Below are 19,600 nucleotides of genomic sequence, written 5' to 3' on the forward strand. Positions count from 1 at the left end.
AATTCCTCTATTCACTCTAGTTCTGCATCACAAAGTCATGCTCAACCTTGGCATTCACATCGTCGAACACATGCAGAATCTCATACTTTGTATTGCGAGTTGCCGGGATTTTGCCAGCTTCACGGATCAACTGCAAGGTCGAGCTGATATTGACCTTATGAGTTGTACCCGCGGCGGACACTACATTTTCTTCAATCATCGTGCTGCCAAAGTCATTACAGCCATAATGCAATGATTGCTTGCCGACCTCAGGACCCATCGTTACCCATGAGGACTGGAAGTTAGGGATATTGTCCAGCATAATTCGGCTGATTGCGAGATTTTTCAGGTAGGCTTCTGGTGTCTGCTTCTCGCCTTTCATATTCGTATTGTCCGGCTGGAACGTCCACGAAATAAAGGCCAGGAAGCCGGGTGTATTCCAGCCGTTGGCGATACAGAGATCCTGTCCATCACGCACTCGCAGCAGATGGAGCGCACGTTCCTCGAAGGTTTCACCGAAGCCAATAACCATCGTGGCGGTTGAATGCATGCCAATCCGGTGGGCGGTTTCCATAACGTCCATCCAATCGCGCCATGAGCCTTTCAGGCGGCTGATTTTCCTGCGGGTACGGTCGTCCAATATTTCGGCGCCGCCCCCTGGCAAAGAATCCAGTCCTGCCGCGTGCAGCTCACGAATGACTTCCTCAAGCGTTAATCCACCTGAGACTTCCTTCATCTTCATAATTTCCGCTGGCGAGAAGGAATGCATCGTAATATTGAATCTTTTCTTAATCTCGCGCAACAAATTCGTATAGTACGTAAACGGAAGATCAGGGTTGGTTCCGCCCTGCATTAAAATTTCCGTTCCTCTCACATCAAGCGTTTCCTGTATTTTTTGAAAAATAGTTTCATCCGATAGTACATAACCTTCTTTGGAGCCAGGCGCACGATAAAAGGCACAAAAACGGCAATATACGTCACAAATATTCGTATAATTGACATTACGCCCGATGACAAAAGTCGTAATTGGATCGGGATGATGTTTTAGCATAATTAAATTGGCAGCATGGCCCATCTTCTCAATCTGGTCAGATTCGTATAATCGAACACAATCCTCCACACTGATTCGGTTTCCTGCCACGGCTTGTTCAAGGATGTGGTCTATTGAACTCATTTTGCTCACTCCTTTTTCATCTTATCGTAACACAAAGGCTGAGCCTAGTCATTAAAAAGAGCCTGTCAATGATAAGAGGTGACTCTCTCCATTCACAAACTCTTCAAATTAAGCTTATTCCAATACGCTGGTAAGTGGGTGTTTATTGCTTAAGGCAAACCAAAAAGCGGGCGGAGCAGCTTTCAAGCAGTTAGATGCTTTCTACTTCCGCTTGAGCCAAATCAATCGCACGCGATAGATCAGCGATCAGATCCTCGATGTGCTCGATCCCCACAGAGTAACGAAGCAGGCGATCATCCAAGCCAATTCGCGTGCGAATTTCCTCAGGTATATCCGCATGCGTCTGCACCGAAGGATAGGTCATTAACGACTCTACGCCACCAAGGCTTTCGGCGAAGGCAATTAATTTAATATGGCGCAGGATCGGCTCGATATAACGGGCATCCTTTAGCTTAAACGAGAAGATGCCTGCATTGCCAGAGGACTGCTTCTTCTGGATTTCATAGCCTGGATGGCTTTCCAGCGCCGGGTAGTAGACGGAGTCTACCTGGGGATGCTGCAATAGAAAATCAGCCATCCGCTTGGCATTATATTGATGGCGTTCCATGCGGATCGCCAATGTTTTCATGCCTCTCATCAATAGCCAGCTGTCCTGCGGCCCGAGTACAGCTCCGATGGAATTGTGCAGGAAGGCCATTTGCTCAGAGAGCTCCTTGCCCTTCGTTACAATTAATCCGGCCAGTACATCGTTGTGGCCGCCCAAGTATTTGGTCGCACTGTGGATAATAATATCAGCGCCCAGCTCAATAGGACGCTGGAAAAATGGAGTAAGCAAGGTATTATCGACGATCGTAAGCACATTTTTTTTCTTCGCCCAGCTACAAACCAGCTCCAAATCAGTAATCATCATCAAAGGGTTGGTAGGTGTTTCAATAAGCACTGCCTTGGTGCTGGGACGATAATGCGATTCAAGCGCGTCGATATCGTTCGTATCGACATATGTAGCCGTCACGCCAAAGCGTGACATGATTTTCTCCAGCAGGCGATAGGTGCCGCCGTACAGATCCAAGGAGACGATCAGATGGTCTCCCTGGCTGAACAAGGCAAAGATCGTTTGCAGCGCAGCCATGCCTGAGCTGCAGGCGAATCCGGCATCGCCGGATTCCAGCTCCGCAATCGCTTCCTCGAGTACTTTGCGGGTAGGGCTTTTCGTGCGGGCATAATCGAAGCCCGTACTTTGCCCCAGCTTCGGGTGGCGAAAGGCCGTTGCCTGGTAAACAGGAAAGCTGACCGCCCCCGTTACCGGCTCCTCCTGCGAGCCGATTTGTACTAATCGGCTTTCTATTTTTAATTGCTTATCGCGATTAAGTTCCTGTCCATTGTTACTCATATACTGTACTCTCCTTTATATAGATCATAGGGTGTCTCTTGGTAAACATAATAATTCAACCAATTGGAAAACAACAGATTGGCATGGGCTCTCCACGAAACAAGCGGCTCCTTGGTCGGATCGTCATTGGGGTAATAATTTTTGGGCACATCGACGACCATGCCCTTGTTGACATCCCGATCGTATTCATACTTCAGTGTACACGCATCATATTCCGAATGCCCGGTTACGAAAATATGCTTGCCATCCTTGGTTCCCGCGATATACACACCTGCCTCCGGAGATTCCGATAAGATGTCCAGATCCGCATGGTTTTCAATATCGGCTCTGCGCACTTCGGTATGGCGTGACTGCGGCACCCAGAACTGCTCATCAAAGCCACGCAATAGCTTCACATTTTGTTTGCTTATTACATGTGGGAACACTCCGAACATTTTGCTATCCAAAGGATATTTCGGCACTCCATAATGATGGTACAAGCCTGCTTGCGCTGCCCAGCAAATATGCAAAGTGGAGGTCACATTTTCGTTGCTCCAATCCATAATTTCCTTAAGCTCTGTCCAGTAATTCACATCTTCAAAATCCATCTGCTCCACAGGCGCGCCCGTAATGATTAATCCATCAAATTTCTCATTGCGCACATCATCAAACGTTTTATAAAATTGCTCCAAATGCTCGGCCGATGTATTTTTGGAGGTATGCGTACGTGGATGCAGCAGCACAAACTCCAATTGTACCGGTGTGTTGCCGATCAAACGTAAAATCTGGGTTTCAGTCGTTTCTTTGGTCGGCATTAAATTCAAAATCGCGATACGCAACGGTCGAATATCCTGGTGAAAAGCTTCCGTCTCGCTCATGACAAATATATTTTCGTTCATTAATATTTCTTTGGCGGGTAAATGATCGGGAACTTTAATAGGCATACAAAACCACTCCTTTTTTTTGTTTCTGACCGTTGTTATTCACAAAAAAGGACGCTAAAAAGGCCTTTTTCGCGCAAACGAGAAAGGCCTTGTTATAATTAACAATGTCCTCTCTCATCTCTCAGAAGCTTCGTTCGCTTCCGCAAGAATTAGCACCGTGCATTCCACCACCAAATCGCTCTCGCGAATTGACAATAGTTTGTCGGTTGCCGGGTGTCATCGGGCTAGTCCCTCCACCTGCTCTTGATAAGAAAAGTTTCTATTTTTCTTTATATTATTTACCATAATGCCATCCAAAGTCAAGGACTGTAACTCAAAAAAATATTCCAGCTAGATTTCGTGCTGACAGGCGACTTGAAATCGATACCCAATTATATTTCTGAAACCGTTTACCGTTTGATTCGTATAAATTTAGAAGGATAAATATTGTAAAGGGGTGTTTCTATGGAAGTCATTCATGGTGGAGGCGTATCCATACCGCCTACCGGCCCGCCTCGGAGCTTGGTATCGAAGATTGTTACAGGGATTGTCATTGCCGTCGTATTCCTTGTTGGAATGTCTATGTTCTACACCGTACAAGAGCATGAGAAGGCCGCTATTTTGACCTTTGGGAAATATAGTGGTGAAACAGAGGCTGGTCTTCATTTTAAACTGCCTTATCCGATCCAACAGGTTATCGTACTGCCGGCAAAAAAGACACAGCGTATCCAGATTGGCTTTAGAGAATCCAACGGTAAAATCACTTCCGTTGAAGAAGAATCTTTGATGATTACGGGAGACGAGAACATATTATCAGCGGATGCGGTTGTCGAATGGAATATCAGCAATATGCAAAACTATTTATATAATATTGAGGACGCGGAGCAGTTCCTGCGTAACTCTGCGAGTGCAGCAATTCGTTCAGTCATCGGCTCAACTGCTCTTGATTTCGCGATCACAGAAGGAAAAACGGAAGTGCAAGGCAAAGTAAAAGAGCGGCTCATTGCGATGCAGGCCACTTATGAAACAGGGATCCATATCCTTGACCTGAAGTTCCAGGATATCGAACCTCCTGCAGGGGATGTTCAGGCTGCTTTTAAGGATGTCACAAACGCTCGGGAAGAGAAAAGCACGAAGATTAACGTAGCAACGAAGTATGAGAATGATATCCTTCCCAGGGAGAGAGGGAATGCGCAGGCACTAATTGAAAACGCTGAAGCACAGAAGAAATCCAGGATATTGAATGCGCAAGGGGATGTAGCCAAGTTTAATGCGATCTATGCTGAATATGTGAATAATAAATCAGTTACTGAAAGCAGACTTGTAATAGAAACTTTAGAGAAGATTTTGCCATCTGCCAAAATCTTCATAAGCGACAGTTCAAGTGAAACGGTTAAATACTTGCCGATTAACGAACTGCTGCGTAATCCCGCGGCCGGACAGACACAAGGAGGTGCCGCGAGATGACCAAAGAGAGAAAATGGATAATAGCGTCAGTTCTGATAGTTGTTATAGCCCTCCTTTCGTTCATTTCGCTCTTTATTGTGAAAGAGGGCGAATATAAGGTAGTTTTAAAGTTCGGAGAGGCGGTCAGGATCCAGTCAGAGCCGGGTATTCATATCAAAATTCCTTTTATAGAATCCGTAACGACTCTTCCCAAATATCAAATGGTCTATGATAGCAAGCCTACCTCTATATTGACCAGGGATAAAAAGCCTATTGAGGTAGATAATTATACCGTATGGAGAATCGTCGATGCCCAGCAGTTCCTTCGTACTATACAGTCTATTACTGGTGGAGAAGAGCGTATTGACGCAGCTGTCTATAATACCGTAAGGCGGAAATTATCTGAAATTGATTACAGCAACATTATAAGTGAAAACACACAACGTGGGAATTTAAACGATGAGATCACAAAGGAAGTATCCGAGCTGATGGAACGCGATAACTACGGCATCAAGATTGTCGATGTACGCATTAAGCGTACGGACCTTCCTGAGTCTAACAAGCAAAGCGTTTATAAGAGAATGATATCTGACCGCCAATCCATTGCTGCTAAGTACTTGTCCGAAGGGGACGAGGAATCGAAGAAGATCACTTCAAAGGCTGACAGACAAGCACGCGAGGTAACAGCTCAAGCCGAAGCAGATGCGAAAAAAATTGTTGCAGAGGGAGAGCAGGAGGCCGCACAAATTTATAATCTTGCCTACGGCAAGGATCCCTCTTTTTACAATTTTTATCGCACGCTGGATAGCTACTTAGTTTCATTTAAAGGTGAGCCTGTCATTATGCTTCCGATCGATTCACCGTACACGAAGATTTTACTTGGTAAATAATCAGGCTTTAGCGCCGTCCAGAAATCCTTGGACGGCGCTTTTTATAGAGCTTTGGAATAAGCAGCAACCAGTCACCGAATCTCCTTTACTACATACTTTATTAAAGGCTTAAATAACATAATAAATTCATTGTTTCTCCTTGCTGTACAAGGTCTCTAGGTTTATACTAGACAAGTATTCGACATGAAAAATTCTATAAAACAAGCAAAGGGGTGCAACCAAATCGATGGACGGAGACCCGAATAGTTGGAGCTACATCTACGTTCAAACACAACTGAATATTTGGTTGGGTATACAGTCGGCCTACGCCGCTGATCACCATGTTTCCCACAGCCCCTTGCCCTTACAAATATAGCCCTTTATGGATAGAATCCATTTATTATAGCAGCTTGTTTGTTTGGCTTTATCTGCTGTCCACATGGCTTAGCGGCGTTTCTTCCTCCTGTATTCTTCTCCATTTAACTATGCGAAGAGGTGAGGCAAATGAAAACACGCTTGGTGCAGGATGGCATTTTTACATTGGTGGAAGATGTTACACAAGCTATGAAAGCGCCGGATCATGGATTTTACTGGATAGATGCGGATGTTGAAGATTTGGAGATTTTACAGCCCCTCTACCACCTCCATGAGCTGGCCGTCGAGGATTGCTTGATGGAGGAGGAGCAACGCCCCAAGATCGAACTCTATGATTCCAATTATTTTATCGTGGTTAGCAGTATACGCTTTGACGATGAAGAGATTTTTTTGCGTGCACTGAATATTTTTATCGGCAAGCATTACATTATTACGGTGACCCGCCAAAAAATTAATGAGCTTCGCGCGCTGAAGCCTGTGCTATGGGAAGAAGAAGTTGCAGCACCTGACAGCTTCCTGTATCACTTGATCGATTTGGTAGTAGATAATTATACAAGCGTTGGTGATCGGATTGAAGTCAAAATCGAGAAGCTCGAAGAAGACATCCTCATGCATACAAAGAAATCCCATCTGAATGAAATTATTGGGCTGCGAAGCGAAATTCTTTGGTTAAAAAAGGTGCTGGGCCCGCAACGAGACGTCATTGCTACCTTAAACCGAAAAGAGCTGAAACTCATCAGCGAGCCGCTCAAAAAGTATTTTGGGGATATCCACGAAAATGCCGTCAAAATTTCAGAAACCTTCGACACCTTCCGCGACCTGATGGGCAACTTACGAGAAGCGTACCAATCCAGCTTGTCCAACCGCGCAAATGAAATTATGCGGGTGTTCACGGCGCTGACTTTGATCTTCATGCCATTAACGTTTATTACTGGTATTTATGGGATGAACTTTGATTATATTCCCGGACTTCACTGGGCGTATGGCGGTATTGCCGCCGTAATTTTCATGTTTCTTGTAGGCGTCTCGATGTTAGTCCTCTTCCGTAAGAAAGATTGGCTATAGCTTGAAAAAACTCGTAGGTTGGGAATGTTCATCCCTTGCCCCACGAGTTTTTTTCATTAAATTATGGTCAAGCTCGCCATCTTAACCCCCTTATTTTTCGCTGCCCATTTCGTAAAGCAAAAAAGCATCCCCAGAATACCTAAACCGTTTGGCTATACCGTTTCACCGGCTTCTACAACGTGTAATGTATGGGTATACTGTAAATTGAGGTGAAGGTCTATGTTCCATAAAATTTTAGTCGCCTACGATGGATCGGAGACAGCAAGAATCGCTTTAAATAAAGCCATTGAATTGAAGCAGGTTTTCGTTGAATCCATTCTGGAAGTTGTTCATGTGTTCCAGATATCTAATCTGGTGCTGAATGATGCTATTATTCCAGAGCCGGTTATGATCCAAGCTGAATTGTACCAAGCCGCTGAAGAGGTTGTGGCCGAAGCCAGGCTTCTAGTCGCCCCTCTAAGCTTGGCAACAGTCACATTATTAGATGGCGGCGGGGCTCCCGCCAGAGTGATATTGGATTACGCAGAAGCCCATCAATTCGAGCTGGTTATTGTGGGCAGCAGAGGCATGGGAAACTTCAAGGAAATTTTCTTAGGTAGTGTGAGTTCAGAAATAGTCCACCACGCCCAGGTTCCTGTGCTTGTTGTGAAATAGAAAAGAGCTATCCCAAAAGGTCTAAGACCGTTGGGACAGCTCTTTTTTTGAAGTGCTAGGAGCTTGGCTCCCGTATAGATAGCAGTTGGCTGGCTCTTGACCGACCAGTAGTTAGACTCGGTCTGGCCCAATTGCACCTTGACGGCTCGTTATTTAGCCGATTTCGGCTGGTTCTCAGCCTGCCTCAACGGCTTGCTCGGCTTGGACTTGGACGTGTCGGTATTTCATCCGCAGCAGCCTTAGCCACTCATAAATCCGGTCCACCTCCTTACCTTCCAATGCCTCAGGATGGTATACAGCTTGCAGGATCGGCTTCAAGTAGCGGTCGCCTTTTTGCTCAAAGGCTTCCCAAGCCAACGCTTGTTCTTCCTCCGGCACATTTTGCAGGATGATTTCGATATAAGGCTCCATATCGTAGCCTTCTCTATCGAGCTCCTCCATCAGCACCAATAGCTCTCTCCGCTGCAATTGCGTCTGCTCTCTTAAAGCTTCCAATCCATCGCCGCGGGAAATGGCTTCAAGCAGCTTGCGCTTAATATCCTGCTTATTTTCGATTGATTTCCGTTTGCTCTCCTTCTCCTGCACCAGCCAGCTATTAAACTCTACAGGATTAATCGTTTCTTTAACCCAGTGAAGCGGAAACGAGGTGATTCGTTCATGGCCGTTCGTAAGGCTGAGCAGCTCTTGTCCATAAGCGGCCGACTTCGTTGCACCTAGACCGGGAAGCTGCCTTAATTCCTCCAGTGTATGCGGAAGGAACACACTGACCAGCCGCAGCAGCCTATTCGTCGCTACCATGAAAGGGATCTTGCCTTCTTTGCTTGACTGCTTAAGCCGCCACTTGCGCAGCTCCTCATACAACCCATCATTGGGATGAAGCTCGCTGTAATAGGTGAGCAGCTGAAGCCTTTCTGTTCTACTGTCCAGCACTTTGATTTCCGGTACAATCGCCGCCTCAATAATAGGGTTAAAGCCATCACTTTGCTTGGCAATTAGATGCTCACGGAATGCTACCAGCATGTCCTCCCAGCCAGTCCCTTCAAACCACGTTTCCTGGACCAGACGCCCATCCTCCTTGGTTTCCTGCCAGCCTACATACCAGCAGCCTTGGCTCTCACCGATCGATACCTGCGCATTTAGTACACGATCTTCCTCCACTCTCTTCTCCAAGCTGTTTAAAAACACCATATTCAATGGGCATCCCTCCATAGCATTATCCAACAAACACAAAAAAGCACCCCTCCTACATGTACTGTAAGAGAGGTGCTTCCCCTGTCGATTGAAATTATTACCATAATATCATATTATATCCTGTTGTACAACCCTAAATTACTTAGGTTATTCACGTATTGGCAGCGACTCAAAATCAGGCACATCTACCATATACAGATTGCCATAGCCTGACATATCGCTTGTAAAAAGCACATGCTTGCCATCAGGACTTAATCTCGGATGCACATGCAGGCTTTGTGTGTGGAAGCTTCCACGATGCTTGCATAATAACCGCGGTCCCTGAAAGCCGGAGCCGTCATTGCGCCATAGCTGCAGCGTATCCTGTAGCTGTTGTCCGTGGTAGGCACTGGCCTGCTGCCCATCTCCAACGACCAGATTCAAATCATTCGAATGCACATGCATATTCTGAAACGGAAAGCTGTATTCCTCAAGGCGTTCATTCGTATAATGGACAGCCCCAAGAATTTTGCCGGTCTCATCGGATAAGGAGCCGGTAAAGCCATGGTATCCGATGTGGAGGCCATCCTTCATCCAATATTCATGGCCTACATATTCATTGGACTTCGTATCCCTGACCTTCCAATGAAGGCCTGTATTCATATCAAACACCCAAATACGGTGATCGATCTGCTCCCATGGCCCCTCATGGCAATAAGTGAACAAATGCGGCTGCGTAGGGGACGTATTAATATGCCCTAGCCATAATTGCTCCTCGTGCAGCTCTCGAACCGTGCCGTTCCTCGTTGAAACGGCCATAATCATACAATGCGGCTTAGCGCTGAAATAGCTCTCGAAGCCCGCATAGCCATTGCCCAAATCCATATGAATACGATCTGATAAATTCTCGTTTAGCCCGAAGCAGACCCATTCGCCGTCGGCTGTACAGCTCATGCTGCCAAAGTTGTATCCAGCTGGAGCCGTATATAACGTGCGCTCTTCCAGCGTGTGAAGGTCAATTCCGATAATGGCATGATTATAATAGAAATAAGCTTCATGCTCTAACGGGTTCAAGAACGTACCTTGAATCCGCGAAGTATAACCCGGCTTGAGGTCCGTTAGCTGCGCCATTTCCCCACTGTGCAGATCAAGGCTGTACAGATTCGTGACATTGCCACGGTCGGAGCCAAATAGCAGCTTTCCCTTTCCATAAAATCCGTTATTCGTAAAATAAAGATGAAAGCTATGCGAGCGATAATCGGTTAATTGCCTGACGGTTACGCCTGTCAACCTGTCTTGGAAGCTGCGCTGCTCTGAGCGCCACACCTTACTTTTTGCTGGCTGCATAAGCTTCATTCATTTCCTTGGTATAGTCGTCCCCGCCGCTTTTTTTCCATAGCTCCATATCTGCTTGGAACCCGGCCTCATCCACCTTGCCAACGATAAATTTAATTCTTGCATCCTCCACAATTTGATCCAGCTGAGCGCCCTTCTGTGTAAAGGTTGCCGAGGTCAATGGCTCGCCGGGATTGGCAACAATGATTTTTTCATTTTCCTTCATCACTTCATTGGCTTTAATCCGCAATGCCGTTGCCGGTTTGAACAACTCAGGCACAATATAAGGAATCTGCAAGGCAAATTGGTTCATATTTTTGTTATTAATGTCCGGTGCCATATTATCATTAATCGTCAGTATCGGTGTCATCTTGTCATTTTCCATTTTATAATGCGTTCCATCAATCCCATAGCTCAGGAGTCCTTGGAGCTCTTTATCATTGGTTTTGTCAAAAAATTGCAGAACCTTCTTAAGCTCCGCTTCGGTTTTCACGCTTGACTTGGAGATTAGGAATACACCTCCGTAGCCAGTGGATGGCTGGTTGAATAGTCCTTTGGGTCCGCTTACCGCACCAATAACATCAATGGAGCCTTTAGGATCAACTGTTTTCATTTTTTCATCAATTTGGTACGAGCGGTCCGCTACATCAACGGCAACACCTGCTTTTCCATTCACAATCGGATCGTTCCACTTGGCTGAATCATAGACGGCGAAGTCTTGGTTAACCAATTTCTCATCATACAATTTTTTGTAAAATTTAATCGCTTCCAGGTATTCCGGTGTAAGATGGGCAGGTACAAGCTTGCCATCCTTGATTCCCCATTTGTTCGGTGCCCCGAACCAGGTTTGCATGATATCCCATGGACCTGAATATTTGGTAACTACCATACCGTAGGTGTCGTCCTTACCGTTCTTGTCAGGATCATTATTTGTAAAGGCCTTAAGCATATTATAGAAATCATCAATCGTTTTGGGCTCCTTCATTCCCAGGTTATCCAGCCAATCCTTACGGAAGGAGATACCCATTCGGCCAATTGGGCGGGTTGTGTAAAGCGCATAATACTTACCGTTAACGGAGGTATTATTGAGGATGACGGGGTTCGCCTTGCTCAGATTCGGATAGTCCTTCAAATAAGGACCGATTTCCCAAAAAGCGCCACCTTTAATCGCATTGGCAACTGCCGGAAGCTTGACGTTGACTACGAAAATCCCTGTTGGCATAGAGCCTGAGGCCAAGGTTATATTCATTTTATCGAGATACGAGGCATCCGGTACAAACTGGAGGTCGAGCTTCGTATTCGTATATGCCTCGACCTTTTTCCATACCTTACTTTCAGGTGTTGCATTGTCATTAGAAAAGCTCTTCAACATCAGGCTAATCTTGAATGGGGGCTCTGCTACTTGGGTCTCGGCTGGTTTAGGCCCTGTGCTAGGAGCTGGGGCTGGGGCTGGGGAAGCAGTAGGAGCCGTTGCTGGACCTGAGGTTGTACTGCAGCCTACAACTACGCTTGCGGTTACAGCGATACTCGCCAAAGCAAACAGCGGACGTTTGGACGTTTGAAGCCATTTCATAGTAAACTTCCTCCCTTTTCTTATCCATCAATGAACCTATACTTATCATTTATCTGAAGCGCCTTACCCCTTGACAGCGCCCAATAGAACGCCTTTGGCAAAATGCTTCTGGATAAACGGATAAACCAACAAAATAGGTAGAGTGCCTACAACAACAACCGCCATTTTGATCGATTGGTCAGGAGGCTTCACATAACTCAGATCCATCGTCGACATATCTAGAGAGCCCGATGCCAATAAAATCATCTGTCGCAGCAGCACCTGCATCGGCCACATCTTCGAGTCGCTTAAATATAACAGCGCATTAAAAAAATCATTCCAGTGGCCCACGGCATAAAAGAGGGCAAAGGTTGCGATAACCGGCTTCGATAAAGGAAGAACAATGCGCCATAACACACCAAGGTCATTGCACCCATCGATACGTGCCGATTCCACAAGCTCATTGGGGATTTCCTGAAAAAAAGATTTGATCACGATCAGATTGAACACATTAATCGCTGTCGGGATCATGACCGCCCAGTAGCTGTTAAGCAGCCCCATCCCTTTGACAACCAGGTAGGTAGGGATCATCCCGCCACTGAATACCATTGTAAAAATAATCATATTGAGCATGATATTCCTGCCAATCATATAGCGGCGCGATAAGCCATAAGCAAAGGTAAAGGTGAAGAACAGGTTTACGATCGTTCCTGCTATGGTAATGAACACCGATACCAGCAAGCTGCGTGGCAACGTATGGTCTTTAAACACAAACACATAAGCATCCAAAGTAACCGTCTTCGGAATCAGGAAAAAGGCACGGCTGCCAATTTCAATTTCCGATGCAAACGATCCCGCTACAATATACATAATCGGCAGCATCATACAAACAGCAACCAATGCGAGAAACGAGTAGTTGGCGATATCAAACGCTTTACCGCCTATAGATTTCTGCCTCATGACGATAGCCTCCTCTACTTAAAATATGCCTGAATGGCCCGCACGCTTAGCCAAATAATTGGACGTAAACACAAGAATGATCCCAATAATGGCTTTGAACAATCCTACAGCCGTGCTGTAGCTAAACGCACCTTGCGTGATCCCAAGCGCATACACATACGTATCGAATACCTCGGCTACCGGTCGGTTCAGCGCATTACTCATCAATAGCACCTGCTCGAAGCCGCGGTCCAGAAAATTGCCCATTCGCAGAATCAGCAGTACAATAATCGTTCCGCGAATCGCTGGCAGTGTGATATGCCATACTTGGCGAAACCGGTTGGCTCCATCCACGATCGCGGCCTCATATTGCTCCTGGTCTACGCCTGCCAGCGCTGCGAGAAAAATAATCGTTCCCCACCCTACTTCCTTCCACAGGCTTTGCCCAATAATCACCGGCCGAAACCAATTTTCACTTGTTAGAAAATCAAATCTTTGCCCTGTCAGACTAAACAGCATTTCGTTCACTACGCCACCTTCGGTTGTAAGCAGCAGATAAGAAATGCTGGCGAGGATGACCATAGAAATAAAATGCGGCACATAGATGATCGTTTGGATCAATCGTTTATACAACGAGATCCGGACCTCATTGAGCAGCAACGCCAAAACAATGGGTGCCGGGAAAAAAAACACCATATCGTAGAAGCCCAGCAGCAGCGTATTACGCATTAATTTGAAAAAGATCGGATCCTGAAACAATTGCTTAAAATTAGCAAATCCGACCCACTCACTTTCGAAAAACCCGATATAAGGCTGATAATTTTTGAAAGCAAGCAGCACTCCCCACATCGGAAGATACTTGAAAATAAGAAAGTAGAGCAGCCCCGGCACACAAAGCAGCAGCAAATATTTATCTCTGCTCATCTTTGCAAGCAACGAGTTTCTTTTGGGTATCTCCACTGCCGCTTGTCCCTCGGCTGCGAGCAATTTGGATTGTGATGCTTTCGGCATATGATCACTCCTTCATACTCCCACCATATCCAATTTCCCATTTTCCAACAACCACACTTTTTTGAATGTATTTCCAGAAGATTCAGACTTTTTTTCCAAGCTAAGATTTTTATAAAAACGGCTACTCATGGGTAATGATAGCGTTTGCACAATTTCGGAAATGTAAGATATTTTTGCAGATAAAGCCCAAATAACCATCAAATAGCAAGAGCTTGATAGTTACTTAGCATATGGACGATTGTGAAACGATGCACAAGCGGTTATAGCTGTAGCTGTGGTTTAGTGGCGGCTTTGCTCACGATAAAGGCTGGGTGTTACACCCTCATGCTTTTTGAAAATACGATTAAAATAGCTATGCTGGTAGCCCACATGTACGGCGACATCATTAATTTTTAGCTCCGTATCCCGCAGCAGCTCCTTCGCTTTATCCATCCGCAGCTCGGTCAAATAGTCGATAAAATTTTTCCCGTTCACCTGCTTGAACGCTTTACTGAGCGATACTGCATTCATGCCTGTATGATTCGCGCAGCTTTCCAAGGAAATCTCGTTCATATACTGATTTTGCAAATAAATCATCGCTGACTCGACTGCCTTTTTGACTTGCCCATCCGAACGGGCTTCAAGCTCCTTGACGAAGGGCCCAATCACCTTCCCCTTGAACCAATTAAGCATTTTGAGCGGCTCACGGAAGCTGGTTAGCTGCTCATACAGGTTAGCCGACTTGTACACCCGGTTCGGATCCATACCTGAATGGCGAATGGCATGAAGAATCGTCCCGAGCAGCTGCAGCATGCCCTGCTGAATATCAATTTCTTTGGCGCCTCTTTCCTTAAGCTCTTGTAAAAAAAGCTCAATCCTATACCCAGCCTCCTGCTCCTGGCCGGTACGGATCAATTGGATAATTTCCCGCTCCAGCACAAAGGGATACCATAGCTCTTTAATTTCCTCGATTGTTTCCATCGTCTCCAAATCAATCATCTGGTTCTCATTCTCGAAATTGCGATAGCTTAATGCCTGCATAGCCTCCTCATAGCGAAAAGGGATTTGGCTAATCGATGAGGCGGGTTTGCCAATGGCAATAGATACTCGCAGCTTCAGGATATGGTTGATCGTGTGCATAAGCTCTTCACTTAACGCATGCAGCTTCTCTGCATAAGGCTCCTCCTCAGGCAATAGCACCAACAAGCCCATAGATAAATCGTGAAAATTGATCGCATTCGCCTGCTCCAGCCTGCCTGCTGCAAGTTCCTCGATAATATTCGCCGCGGCGAAGGTGACCAAGCCTTCGTCACCCTGCGAGAAACGTCCCTCCAGGTTTTCAAAGCCCGTCAGTTGAATATGCATCATAACAAACTGCCGGCCATCCACCTCCCAATCAAAATTCCTCATCCGCTTCAGCAGGTCCTCTTCGGAATAGGCATACAGAAAGCCTTGCACCAGCTGGAGCAAAAAACCTTCCTTGATGTGGGGCAGCTGCTGCTCTAGCTTATTTTGCAGTGTGGTGCTTTCCCTGCTCAGATGCAGCCATTCCTTCTCGATCATTTTAAATTCATCTTGTTCCCCTGGATGGCCTACAAACAGCTTATTCGCTCCAAGCATCCGAACCAAACGGTCAATCGGTGAATAAATTTGCTGCGAGGCGAGCCAGGATAAGAGCACAGCCAATAAAAGCGCAGTGCAGCTTACCGAAATAATCAGCTTGGAAATAAACACAACCGGCTTCGTAATCGCACTGATCGGCGAGGCGGAAACGTAAAACCAATCTGACCCTACACGGGAAAAGGTACCATAGGAAACCGTATAAGTAGCCTTATTCCAGTCATATAGAAAGGAGCCCGACCTTAAATTTCGTTGCAACACCTCATTCCTCAGTGCTTCATTAAATCCTGATGGCTGCGGGCTGCCAGCGCTTGACAAAAGAATACTTCCGTCGCTTTGCATAAGCAGTGTTTCACCCACATTATAGGGCGTTAGCGTTTTTAATAAATCGGAAGCCTTATCTTTATTAACACGTACCATCAAAGCGCCAAAAGGCTCAAAATTGACACCTGGCAATTTATGTACCAAGGTCAGCTGCTTTTCACTGGTGACATTCGCATCACTTGGCATATTCGACGACCAAAACACCAATTTTCCATGGGACAGCATTTCGATATAGCTATCCATAAATTCCCTGTCGCTGATCACATCATATTCCGGATAAAATCGGATCGGCTCCGTACCATTCAAGAACAGCTCCACCTGCTTGGCCAATGGACTGGAGCCCTGCATAATACCTAATGTTTTGGTAACATCACGGGCAATTTCGAAATCCTTGAAAAAGTTGACATCCTTCAAGCTGCTATTGAATTTAGGGTCGAAAGCCCAATGGGCAAGTGAGTTTTCCAAATACGAAAATTGATCATCGATATTCGCTGCCCTTTGTGCAATTTGATTCTGATGAAGCTGTAGCATTTCATTCTCAAGACGTTCTCCACCCATCCAATAAATAATAAACCCTACTATCATTCCTGGTATGCTAGAGATAATCAATATTAGGATCAGGCTATTGCGAAAAAATCGACCCTTTAACAAATACCGCTCACCCTCCATAAAAAATATTCATCGTAAACCAGCGTATAATGGGATTGGTGTTGGACAAGCTATATCCATACATATACTTGGAAAGCTGGGGTGTTTAGAGCCAATGGGCGCAGATTCTAATCCATCAAATCAAGACGACCTTCATGATGGCTTTATAGAGGAAGACCGGAATTTATACACCGATTTGGCGACAGTGGAGTCACAAAGAAATGATCTAACCGCCGAGGAATTTCCTGAGGGTCCATACGGCTCTGCCCGATTAACGGAGTCGATTGGCAAAAGCAGCCCATGGCGCAGGGACCAACGTCCCCCCGATCGTTTCACTTATGAAAACCGCGAACTTCATGCCGGCATTTCCCGGGAATATCCCGGAGCCCACCCGACCCATGATTCGAGCGGCGATGACCAATCCAATGCTTAACCTTGGAATTGAAAACGGCAGATGAAGAGCATGTTTAGCTCTCCTTCTGCCGTTTTTGGTAAGTTTATTTGTTTATTTATAGCTTTGCCTGAACCATTAGATTTTCATAACGCCGCCAGTGCTGGCAGAAGTAACAAGCTTGGCATAACGAGCTAGGTAGCCTGTTTTCACTTTCAGCTCGAAGCCTTTCCAGTTAGACTTACGGCGTTGCATTTCTTCATCAGAAATTAATAGCTCAATGCGGCGTTCGATTAGATCTAGCTCGATGATGTCGCCATCCTCAACGAAAGCAATTGGCCCGCCTTCAGCAGCTTCAGGAGAAATATGACCGATACTAATTCCACGAGAAGCACCCGAGAAACGACCATCTGTGATCAATCCAACCTTGGCTCCTAGACCCATCCCAACGATTTGTGAGGTAGGTGCCAGCATTTCTGGCATACCCGGTCCTCCCTTAGGTCCTTCATAACGGATAACGACGACATGTCCTGCTACTACTTTACCACTAGCAATACCGGATAAAGCCTCCTCTTGGGAATCAAAGCAAATAGCTGGTCCCACATGCTTGCCGCCAACCTCTTTATCAACCGCACCCACTTTAATGATGCCACCAGCAGGAGCCAGATTGCCGAACAAGACAGCCAAGCCGCCGCGCTCAGAATGAGGGTTGTCCAACGTATGAATAACGTCTGTATTCAAAATTTCCGCACCTGCTACGCTATCGCGCAACGATTTTCCAGTTACGGTTATGCAATCGCCGTTAAGTGCACCCGGCTTTTTCAACAGCTCATTGATGATGGCACTAACACCACCTGCATTGTGTACATCCTCGATATGATAGTCAGAGGCTGGAGCAATTTTGGCCAAATGTGGTACACGGTTAGCCACTTCATTAATACGCTCGATTGGGTATTCGAAGCCGGCTTCATGCGCCAAAGCCAAGGTGTGAAGCACTGTGTTCGTAGAACCGCCCATCGCCATATCCAATGCAAATGCATTGTCGATTGCATCAATGGTTACAATATCACGTGGCTTAATATCCAGCTTAATCAATTCCATCAATTGGGTAGCCGAACGTTTCACGAACTCTTTACGCTCCTCGGCAACCGCAAGAATGGTACCATTACCCGGAAGGGCAAGGCCTAAGCCTTCAGCCAAGCAGTTCATGGAGTTAGCAGTGAACATGCCTGAGCAAGATCCACAGGTAGGACAGCCATATTGTTCTAATTCGAGCAAGGATTGATCATCAATTTTGCCTGCTTGATGCGCACCAACGCCTTCAAACACATTAGATAAGGATATTGACTTGCCGTTTTTGTCTTTACCAGCTTTCATCGGCCCACCACTGACGAAAATCGTCGGGATATTGACACGCAAAGCGCCCATCATCATACCTGGAGTGATTTTGTCACAGTTCGGGATACAGACCATACCATCGAACCAATGCGCGGCAACAACCGTCTCCACTGAATCTGCGATAATCTCACGGCTTGGCAGCGAATAGCGCATACCGATGTGTCCCATCGCGATACCATCATCTACACCAATGGTATTAAATTCAAAAGGAACGCCGCCTGCTTCACGAATAGCTTGCTTGACGATTTTACCGAATTCCTGAAGATGAACGTGTCCCGGAACAATGTCGATATATGAGTTACATACGGCAATAAACGGTTTATCGAAATCTTCTTCCTTCACACCTGCTGCTCGTAATAAGCTACGGTGTGGAGCGCGGTCGAAGCCTTTTTTAATCATGTCACTTCTCATTTTGGGTGGTTTGGGCATGGGAATATGAATCCTCCTAGTATGAATTAATATAAATAATGACAATAATTATTTATTTTCTAGCATTCTTTAAATTCTATCATGTTTGAAGGCAAATAGAAACGCTAGTCAACAAAATTACCAATATAAACGCGCAAGGGAGAACCACCTCAAGAAGTGGCTTTGCTCCATGCGTGCTTCTTCATGTATAATCAATCTACGATCTTATATATAAAGGAACGGAGTGATTAGAAGCGATGTCAGAATTCGATTTATTATATGACACCCAAGAAGATACAAGGACGCGCTTTGTTTGCTTCATCGGGGATATTACTATGCATCGCTTTGATTTGGCGATTACTTCAACTAACCGCTTTTATGGCAAAAAGCTTGTGACCGACCTTCAATCCGGACGTACAGCCGTAATCGGTCCCGACGATCTGGATGAAGAAGGCTACTTGGAGCATGTATACAAGGTGACGGAGGAGGAAGCCTCCGAATTGGCGAATTTCCTGTCCATGGTTGTGGGCACGATCAATTTCACGGACCTATAAAACGCAAAAAGAGCCCTTAACGGGCTCTAGCGTAACTAGCGCTTAACCAAATCCTCACGCACCGGCGTGAAGGTATCCAGCAGGATGCTGGGCTCCAGTGCTTTTGCACCGTGCACAGCACCACTTGGTATATAAATCGTTTCGCCTGCCCCGATGACTTGCTTTTGGCCATCAATGGTAAACTCAATCCTACCCTTGGTACAGTAAGAAAACTGCTCATGTGGATGGCTGTGCTCGTAGCCCTCGGCGTTTTCCTCGAAGTGGACCTCCATCATCATAATCGTTTTACCCGGCTCAAATATTTTCCTGGTGACCCCTGGCTCCGCATTTTCCCAAATTCCAATATTGCTCATCTCGATAAAACCTCCTACAAGTTTTCGGCACACTATCCGTTATCCTAATACCAAGTATGCTACA

General features: G+C 45.9%; 17 protein-coding genes and 1 riboswitch. Of the genes, 6 read left to right on the top strand and 11 right to left on the bottom strand.

From position 1 onward, the window contains the following. Positions 1-16: 16 nt before the first annotated feature. The 3 genes from mqnC to metA all read right to left on the bottom strand — a co-directional run bounded on the left by mqnC (position 17) and on the right by metA (position 3,466). Complete coding sequence (gene mqnC / locus G9U52_RS05260; RefSeq protein ID WP_166147012.1) at positions 17-1,153, bottom strand: cyclic dehypoxanthinyl futalosine synthase; 1,137 nt, start codon at positions 1,151-1,153, stop codon at positions 17-19. A 190-nt stretch (positions 1,154-1,343) separates the two neighbouring features. Next, positions 1,344-2,543, bottom strand: a complete 1,200-nt coding sequence (locus tag G9U52_RS05265) for an aminotransferase class I/II-fold pyridoxal phosphate-dependent enzyme (protein ID WP_166147014.1) — start codon at positions 2,541-2,543, stop codon at positions 1,344-1,346. Beyond that, the gene (gene metA / locus G9U52_RS05270) at positions 2,540-3,466 is read right to left on the bottom strand and encodes a homoserine O-acetyltransferase MetA (RefSeq protein WP_166147017.1); all 927 of its coding nucleotides are present in this window, start codon (positions 3,464-3,466) and stop codon (positions 2,540-2,542) included. Before metA ends, G9U52_RS05265 begins: the two co-directional genes overlap by 4 nt. Before the next feature lie 111 nt (positions 3,467-3,577). Continuing rightward, a riboswitch (SAM riboswitch) is annotated at positions 3,578-3,719 on the bottom strand. Positions 3,720-3,910: 191 nt separating this feature from the next. Between metA and hflK the strand changes: the two genes are divergently transcribed. The 4 genes from hflK (at position 3,911) to G9U52_RS05290 (ending at position 7,854) form a co-directional block, all read left to right on the top strand. Then, positions 3,911-4,912 carry an FtsH protease activity modulator HflK gene (gene hflK, locus G9U52_RS05275; protein WP_166147019.1) on the top strand — a complete coding sequence of 334 codons (1,002 nt, stop codon included), beginning with the start codon at positions 3,911-3,913 and terminating at the stop codon, positions 4,910-4,912. Continuing rightward, positions 4,909-5,781, top strand: coding sequence for a protease modulator HflC (hflC, locus tag G9U52_RS05280; RefSeq protein WP_166147022.1), 873 nt, complete (start codon positions 4,909-4,911; stop codon positions 5,779-5,781). The genes hflK and hflC overlap by 4 nt, the downstream gene beginning before the upstream one ends. A gap of 483 nt (positions 5,782-6,264) precedes the next feature. Then, positions 6,265-7,200, top strand: coding sequence for a magnesium/cobalt transporter CorA (gene corA / locus G9U52_RS05285; RefSeq protein WP_166147024.1), 936 nt, complete (start codon positions 6,265-6,267; stop codon positions 7,198-7,200). A gap of 219 nt (positions 7,201-7,419) precedes the next feature. Then, positions 7,420-7,854, top strand: coding sequence for a universal stress protein (locus G9U52_RS05290; RefSeq protein WP_166147027.1), 435 nt, complete (start codon positions 7,420-7,422; stop codon positions 7,852-7,854). Between the two features lie 174 nt (positions 7,855-8,028). Here G9U52_RS05290 and G9U52_RS05295 read toward each other — a convergent pair whose 3' ends face one another. The 6 genes from G9U52_RS05295 to G9U52_RS05320 form a co-directional block, all read right to left on the bottom strand. Further along, positions 8,029-9,042 carry an HRDC domain-containing protein gene (locus G9U52_RS05295; RefSeq protein ID WP_243767202.1) on the bottom strand — a complete coding sequence of 338 codons (1,014 nt, stop codon included), beginning with the start codon at positions 9,040-9,042 and terminating at the stop codon, positions 8,029-8,031. A 150-nt stretch (positions 9,043-9,192) separates the two neighbouring features. Continuing rightward, complete coding sequence (locus G9U52_RS05300; protein WP_207952813.1) at positions 9,193-10,380, bottom strand: oligogalacturonate lyase family protein; 1,188 nt, start codon at positions 10,378-10,380, stop codon at positions 9,193-9,195. After that, positions 10,352-11,932: an extracellular solute-binding protein gene (locus tag G9U52_RS05305; RefSeq protein ID WP_166147033.1), complete on the bottom strand. Its 1,581-nt coding sequence runs from the start codon at positions 11,930-11,932 to the stop codon at positions 10,352-10,354. The genes G9U52_RS05300 and G9U52_RS05305 overlap by 29 nt, the downstream gene beginning before the upstream one ends. A 63-nt stretch (positions 11,933-11,995) precedes the next feature. Further along, the gene (locus G9U52_RS05310; protein WP_375790234.1) at positions 11,996-12,877 is read right to left on the bottom strand and encodes a carbohydrate ABC transporter permease; all 882 of its coding nucleotides are present in this window, start codon (positions 12,875-12,877) and stop codon (positions 11,996-11,998) included. Positions 12,878-12,889: 12 nt separating this feature from the next. Next, complete coding sequence (locus tag G9U52_RS05315) at positions 12,890-13,861, bottom strand: ABC transporter permease (RefSeq protein WP_166147037.1); 972 nt, start codon at positions 13,859-13,861, stop codon at positions 12,890-12,892. A 279-nt stretch (positions 13,862-14,140) separates the two neighbouring features. After that, the gene (locus G9U52_RS05320) at positions 14,141-16,369 is read right to left on the bottom strand and encodes a helix-turn-helix domain-containing protein (protein WP_243767156.1); all 2,229 of its coding nucleotides are present in this window, start codon (positions 16,367-16,369) and stop codon (positions 14,141-14,143) included. A gap of 178 nt (positions 16,370-16,547) precedes the next feature. Here G9U52_RS05320 and G9U52_RS05325 point away from each other — a divergent pair, with 178 nt between their 5' ends. Next, the gene (locus G9U52_RS05325; protein ID WP_166147041.1) at positions 16,548-16,865 is read left to right on the top strand and encodes a hypothetical protein; all 318 of its coding nucleotides are present in this window, start codon (positions 16,548-16,550) and stop codon (positions 16,863-16,865) included. Between the two features lie 96 nt (positions 16,866-16,961). On the opposite strand, the gene ilvD is transcribed toward G9U52_RS05325, so the two are convergent. Next, entirely contained in the window at positions 16,962-18,650 is a 1,689-nt protein-coding gene (gene ilvD / locus G9U52_RS05330) for a dihydroxy-acid dehydratase (protein ID WP_375790229.1), read from the bottom strand. A 236-nt stretch (positions 18,651-18,886) separates the two neighbouring features. On the opposite strand from ilvD, the gene G9U52_RS05335 reads away from it, so the two are divergent. Beyond that, complete coding sequence (locus G9U52_RS05335) at positions 18,887-19,183, top strand: DUF3055 domain-containing protein (RefSeq protein ID WP_166147043.1); 297 nt, start codon at positions 18,887-18,889, stop codon at positions 19,181-19,183. A 35-nt stretch (positions 19,184-19,218) separates the two neighbouring features. Here G9U52_RS05335 and G9U52_RS05340 read toward each other — a convergent pair whose 3' ends face one another. Continuing rightward, on the bottom strand, positions 19,219-19,536 hold the full coding sequence (locus G9U52_RS05340; RefSeq protein WP_166147045.1) for a cupin domain-containing protein: 318 nt from the start codon (positions 19,534-19,536) through the stop codon (positions 19,219-19,221). Between the last annotated feature and the right edge of the window lie 64 nt (positions 19,537-19,600).

It is taken from the genome of Paenibacillus agricola (assembly GCF_011440305.1).
Classification (GTDB): domain Bacteria; phylum Bacillota; class Bacilli; order Paenibacillales; family NBRC-103111; genus Paenibacillus_S; species Paenibacillus_S agricola.

What these genes read in the sequence shown, in the direction of transcription:
- mqnC (WP_166147012.1), bottom strand. Translation starts at nt 1,153, where the DNA reads ATGAGTTCAATAGACCACATCCTTGAACAAGCCGTGGCAGGAAACCGA.
- G9U52_RS05265 (WP_166147014.1), bottom strand. Translation starts at nt 2,543, where the DNA reads ATGAGTAACAATGGACAGGAACTTAATCGCGATAAGCAATTAAAAATA.
- metA (WP_166147017.1), bottom strand. Translation starts at nt 3,466, where the DNA reads ATGCCTATTAAAGTTCCCGATCATTTACCCGCCAAAGAAATATTAATG.
- hflK (WP_166147019.1), top strand. Translation starts at nt 3,911, where the DNA reads ATGGAAGTCATTCATGGTGGAGGCGTATCCATACCGCCTACCGGCCCG.
- hflC (WP_166147022.1), top strand. Translation starts at nt 4,909, where the DNA reads ATGACCAAAGAGAGAAAATGGATAATAGCGTCAGTTCTGATAGTTGTT.
- corA (WP_166147024.1), top strand. Translation starts at nt 6,265, where the DNA reads ATGAAAACACGCTTGGTGCAGGATGGCATTTTTACATTGGTGGAAGAT.
- G9U52_RS05290 (WP_166147027.1), top strand. Translation starts at nt 7,420, where the DNA reads ATGTTCCATAAAATTTTAGTCGCCTACGATGGATCGGAGACAGCAAGA.
- G9U52_RS05295 (WP_243767202.1), bottom strand. Translation starts at nt 9,042, where the DNA reads ATGGTGTTTTTAAACAGCTTGGAGAAGAGAGTGGAGGAAGATCGTGTA.
- G9U52_RS05300 (WP_207952813.1), bottom strand. Translation starts at nt 10,380, where the DNA reads ATGAAGCTTATGCAGCCAGCAAAAAGTAAGGTGTGGCGCTCAGAGCAG.
- G9U52_RS05305 (WP_166147033.1), bottom strand. Translation starts at nt 11,932, where the DNA reads ATGAAATGGCTTCAAACGTCCAAACGTCCGCTGTTTGCTTTGGCGAGT.
- G9U52_RS05315 (WP_166147037.1), bottom strand. Translation starts at nt 13,861, where the DNA reads ATGCCGAAAGCATCACAATCCAAATTGCTCGCAGCCGAGGGACAAGCG.
- G9U52_RS05320 (WP_243767156.1), bottom strand. Translation starts at nt 16,369, where the DNA reads ATGATAGTAGGGTTTATTATTTATTGGATGGGTGGAGAACGTCTTGAG.
- G9U52_RS05325 (WP_166147041.1), top strand. Translation starts at nt 16,548, where the DNA reads ATGGGCGCAGATTCTAATCCATCAAATCAAGACGACCTTCATGATGGC.
- ilvD (WP_375790229.1), bottom strand. Translation starts at nt 18,650, where the DNA reads ATGCCCAAACCACCCAAAATGAGAAGTGACATGATTAAAAAAGGCTTC.
- G9U52_RS05335 (WP_166147043.1), top strand. Translation starts at nt 18,887, where the DNA reads ATGTCAGAATTCGATTTATTATATGACACCCAAGAAGATACAAGGACG.
- G9U52_RS05340 (WP_166147045.1), bottom strand. Translation starts at nt 19,536, where the DNA reads ATGAGCAATATTGGAATTTGGGAAAATGCGGAGCCAGGGGTCACCAGG.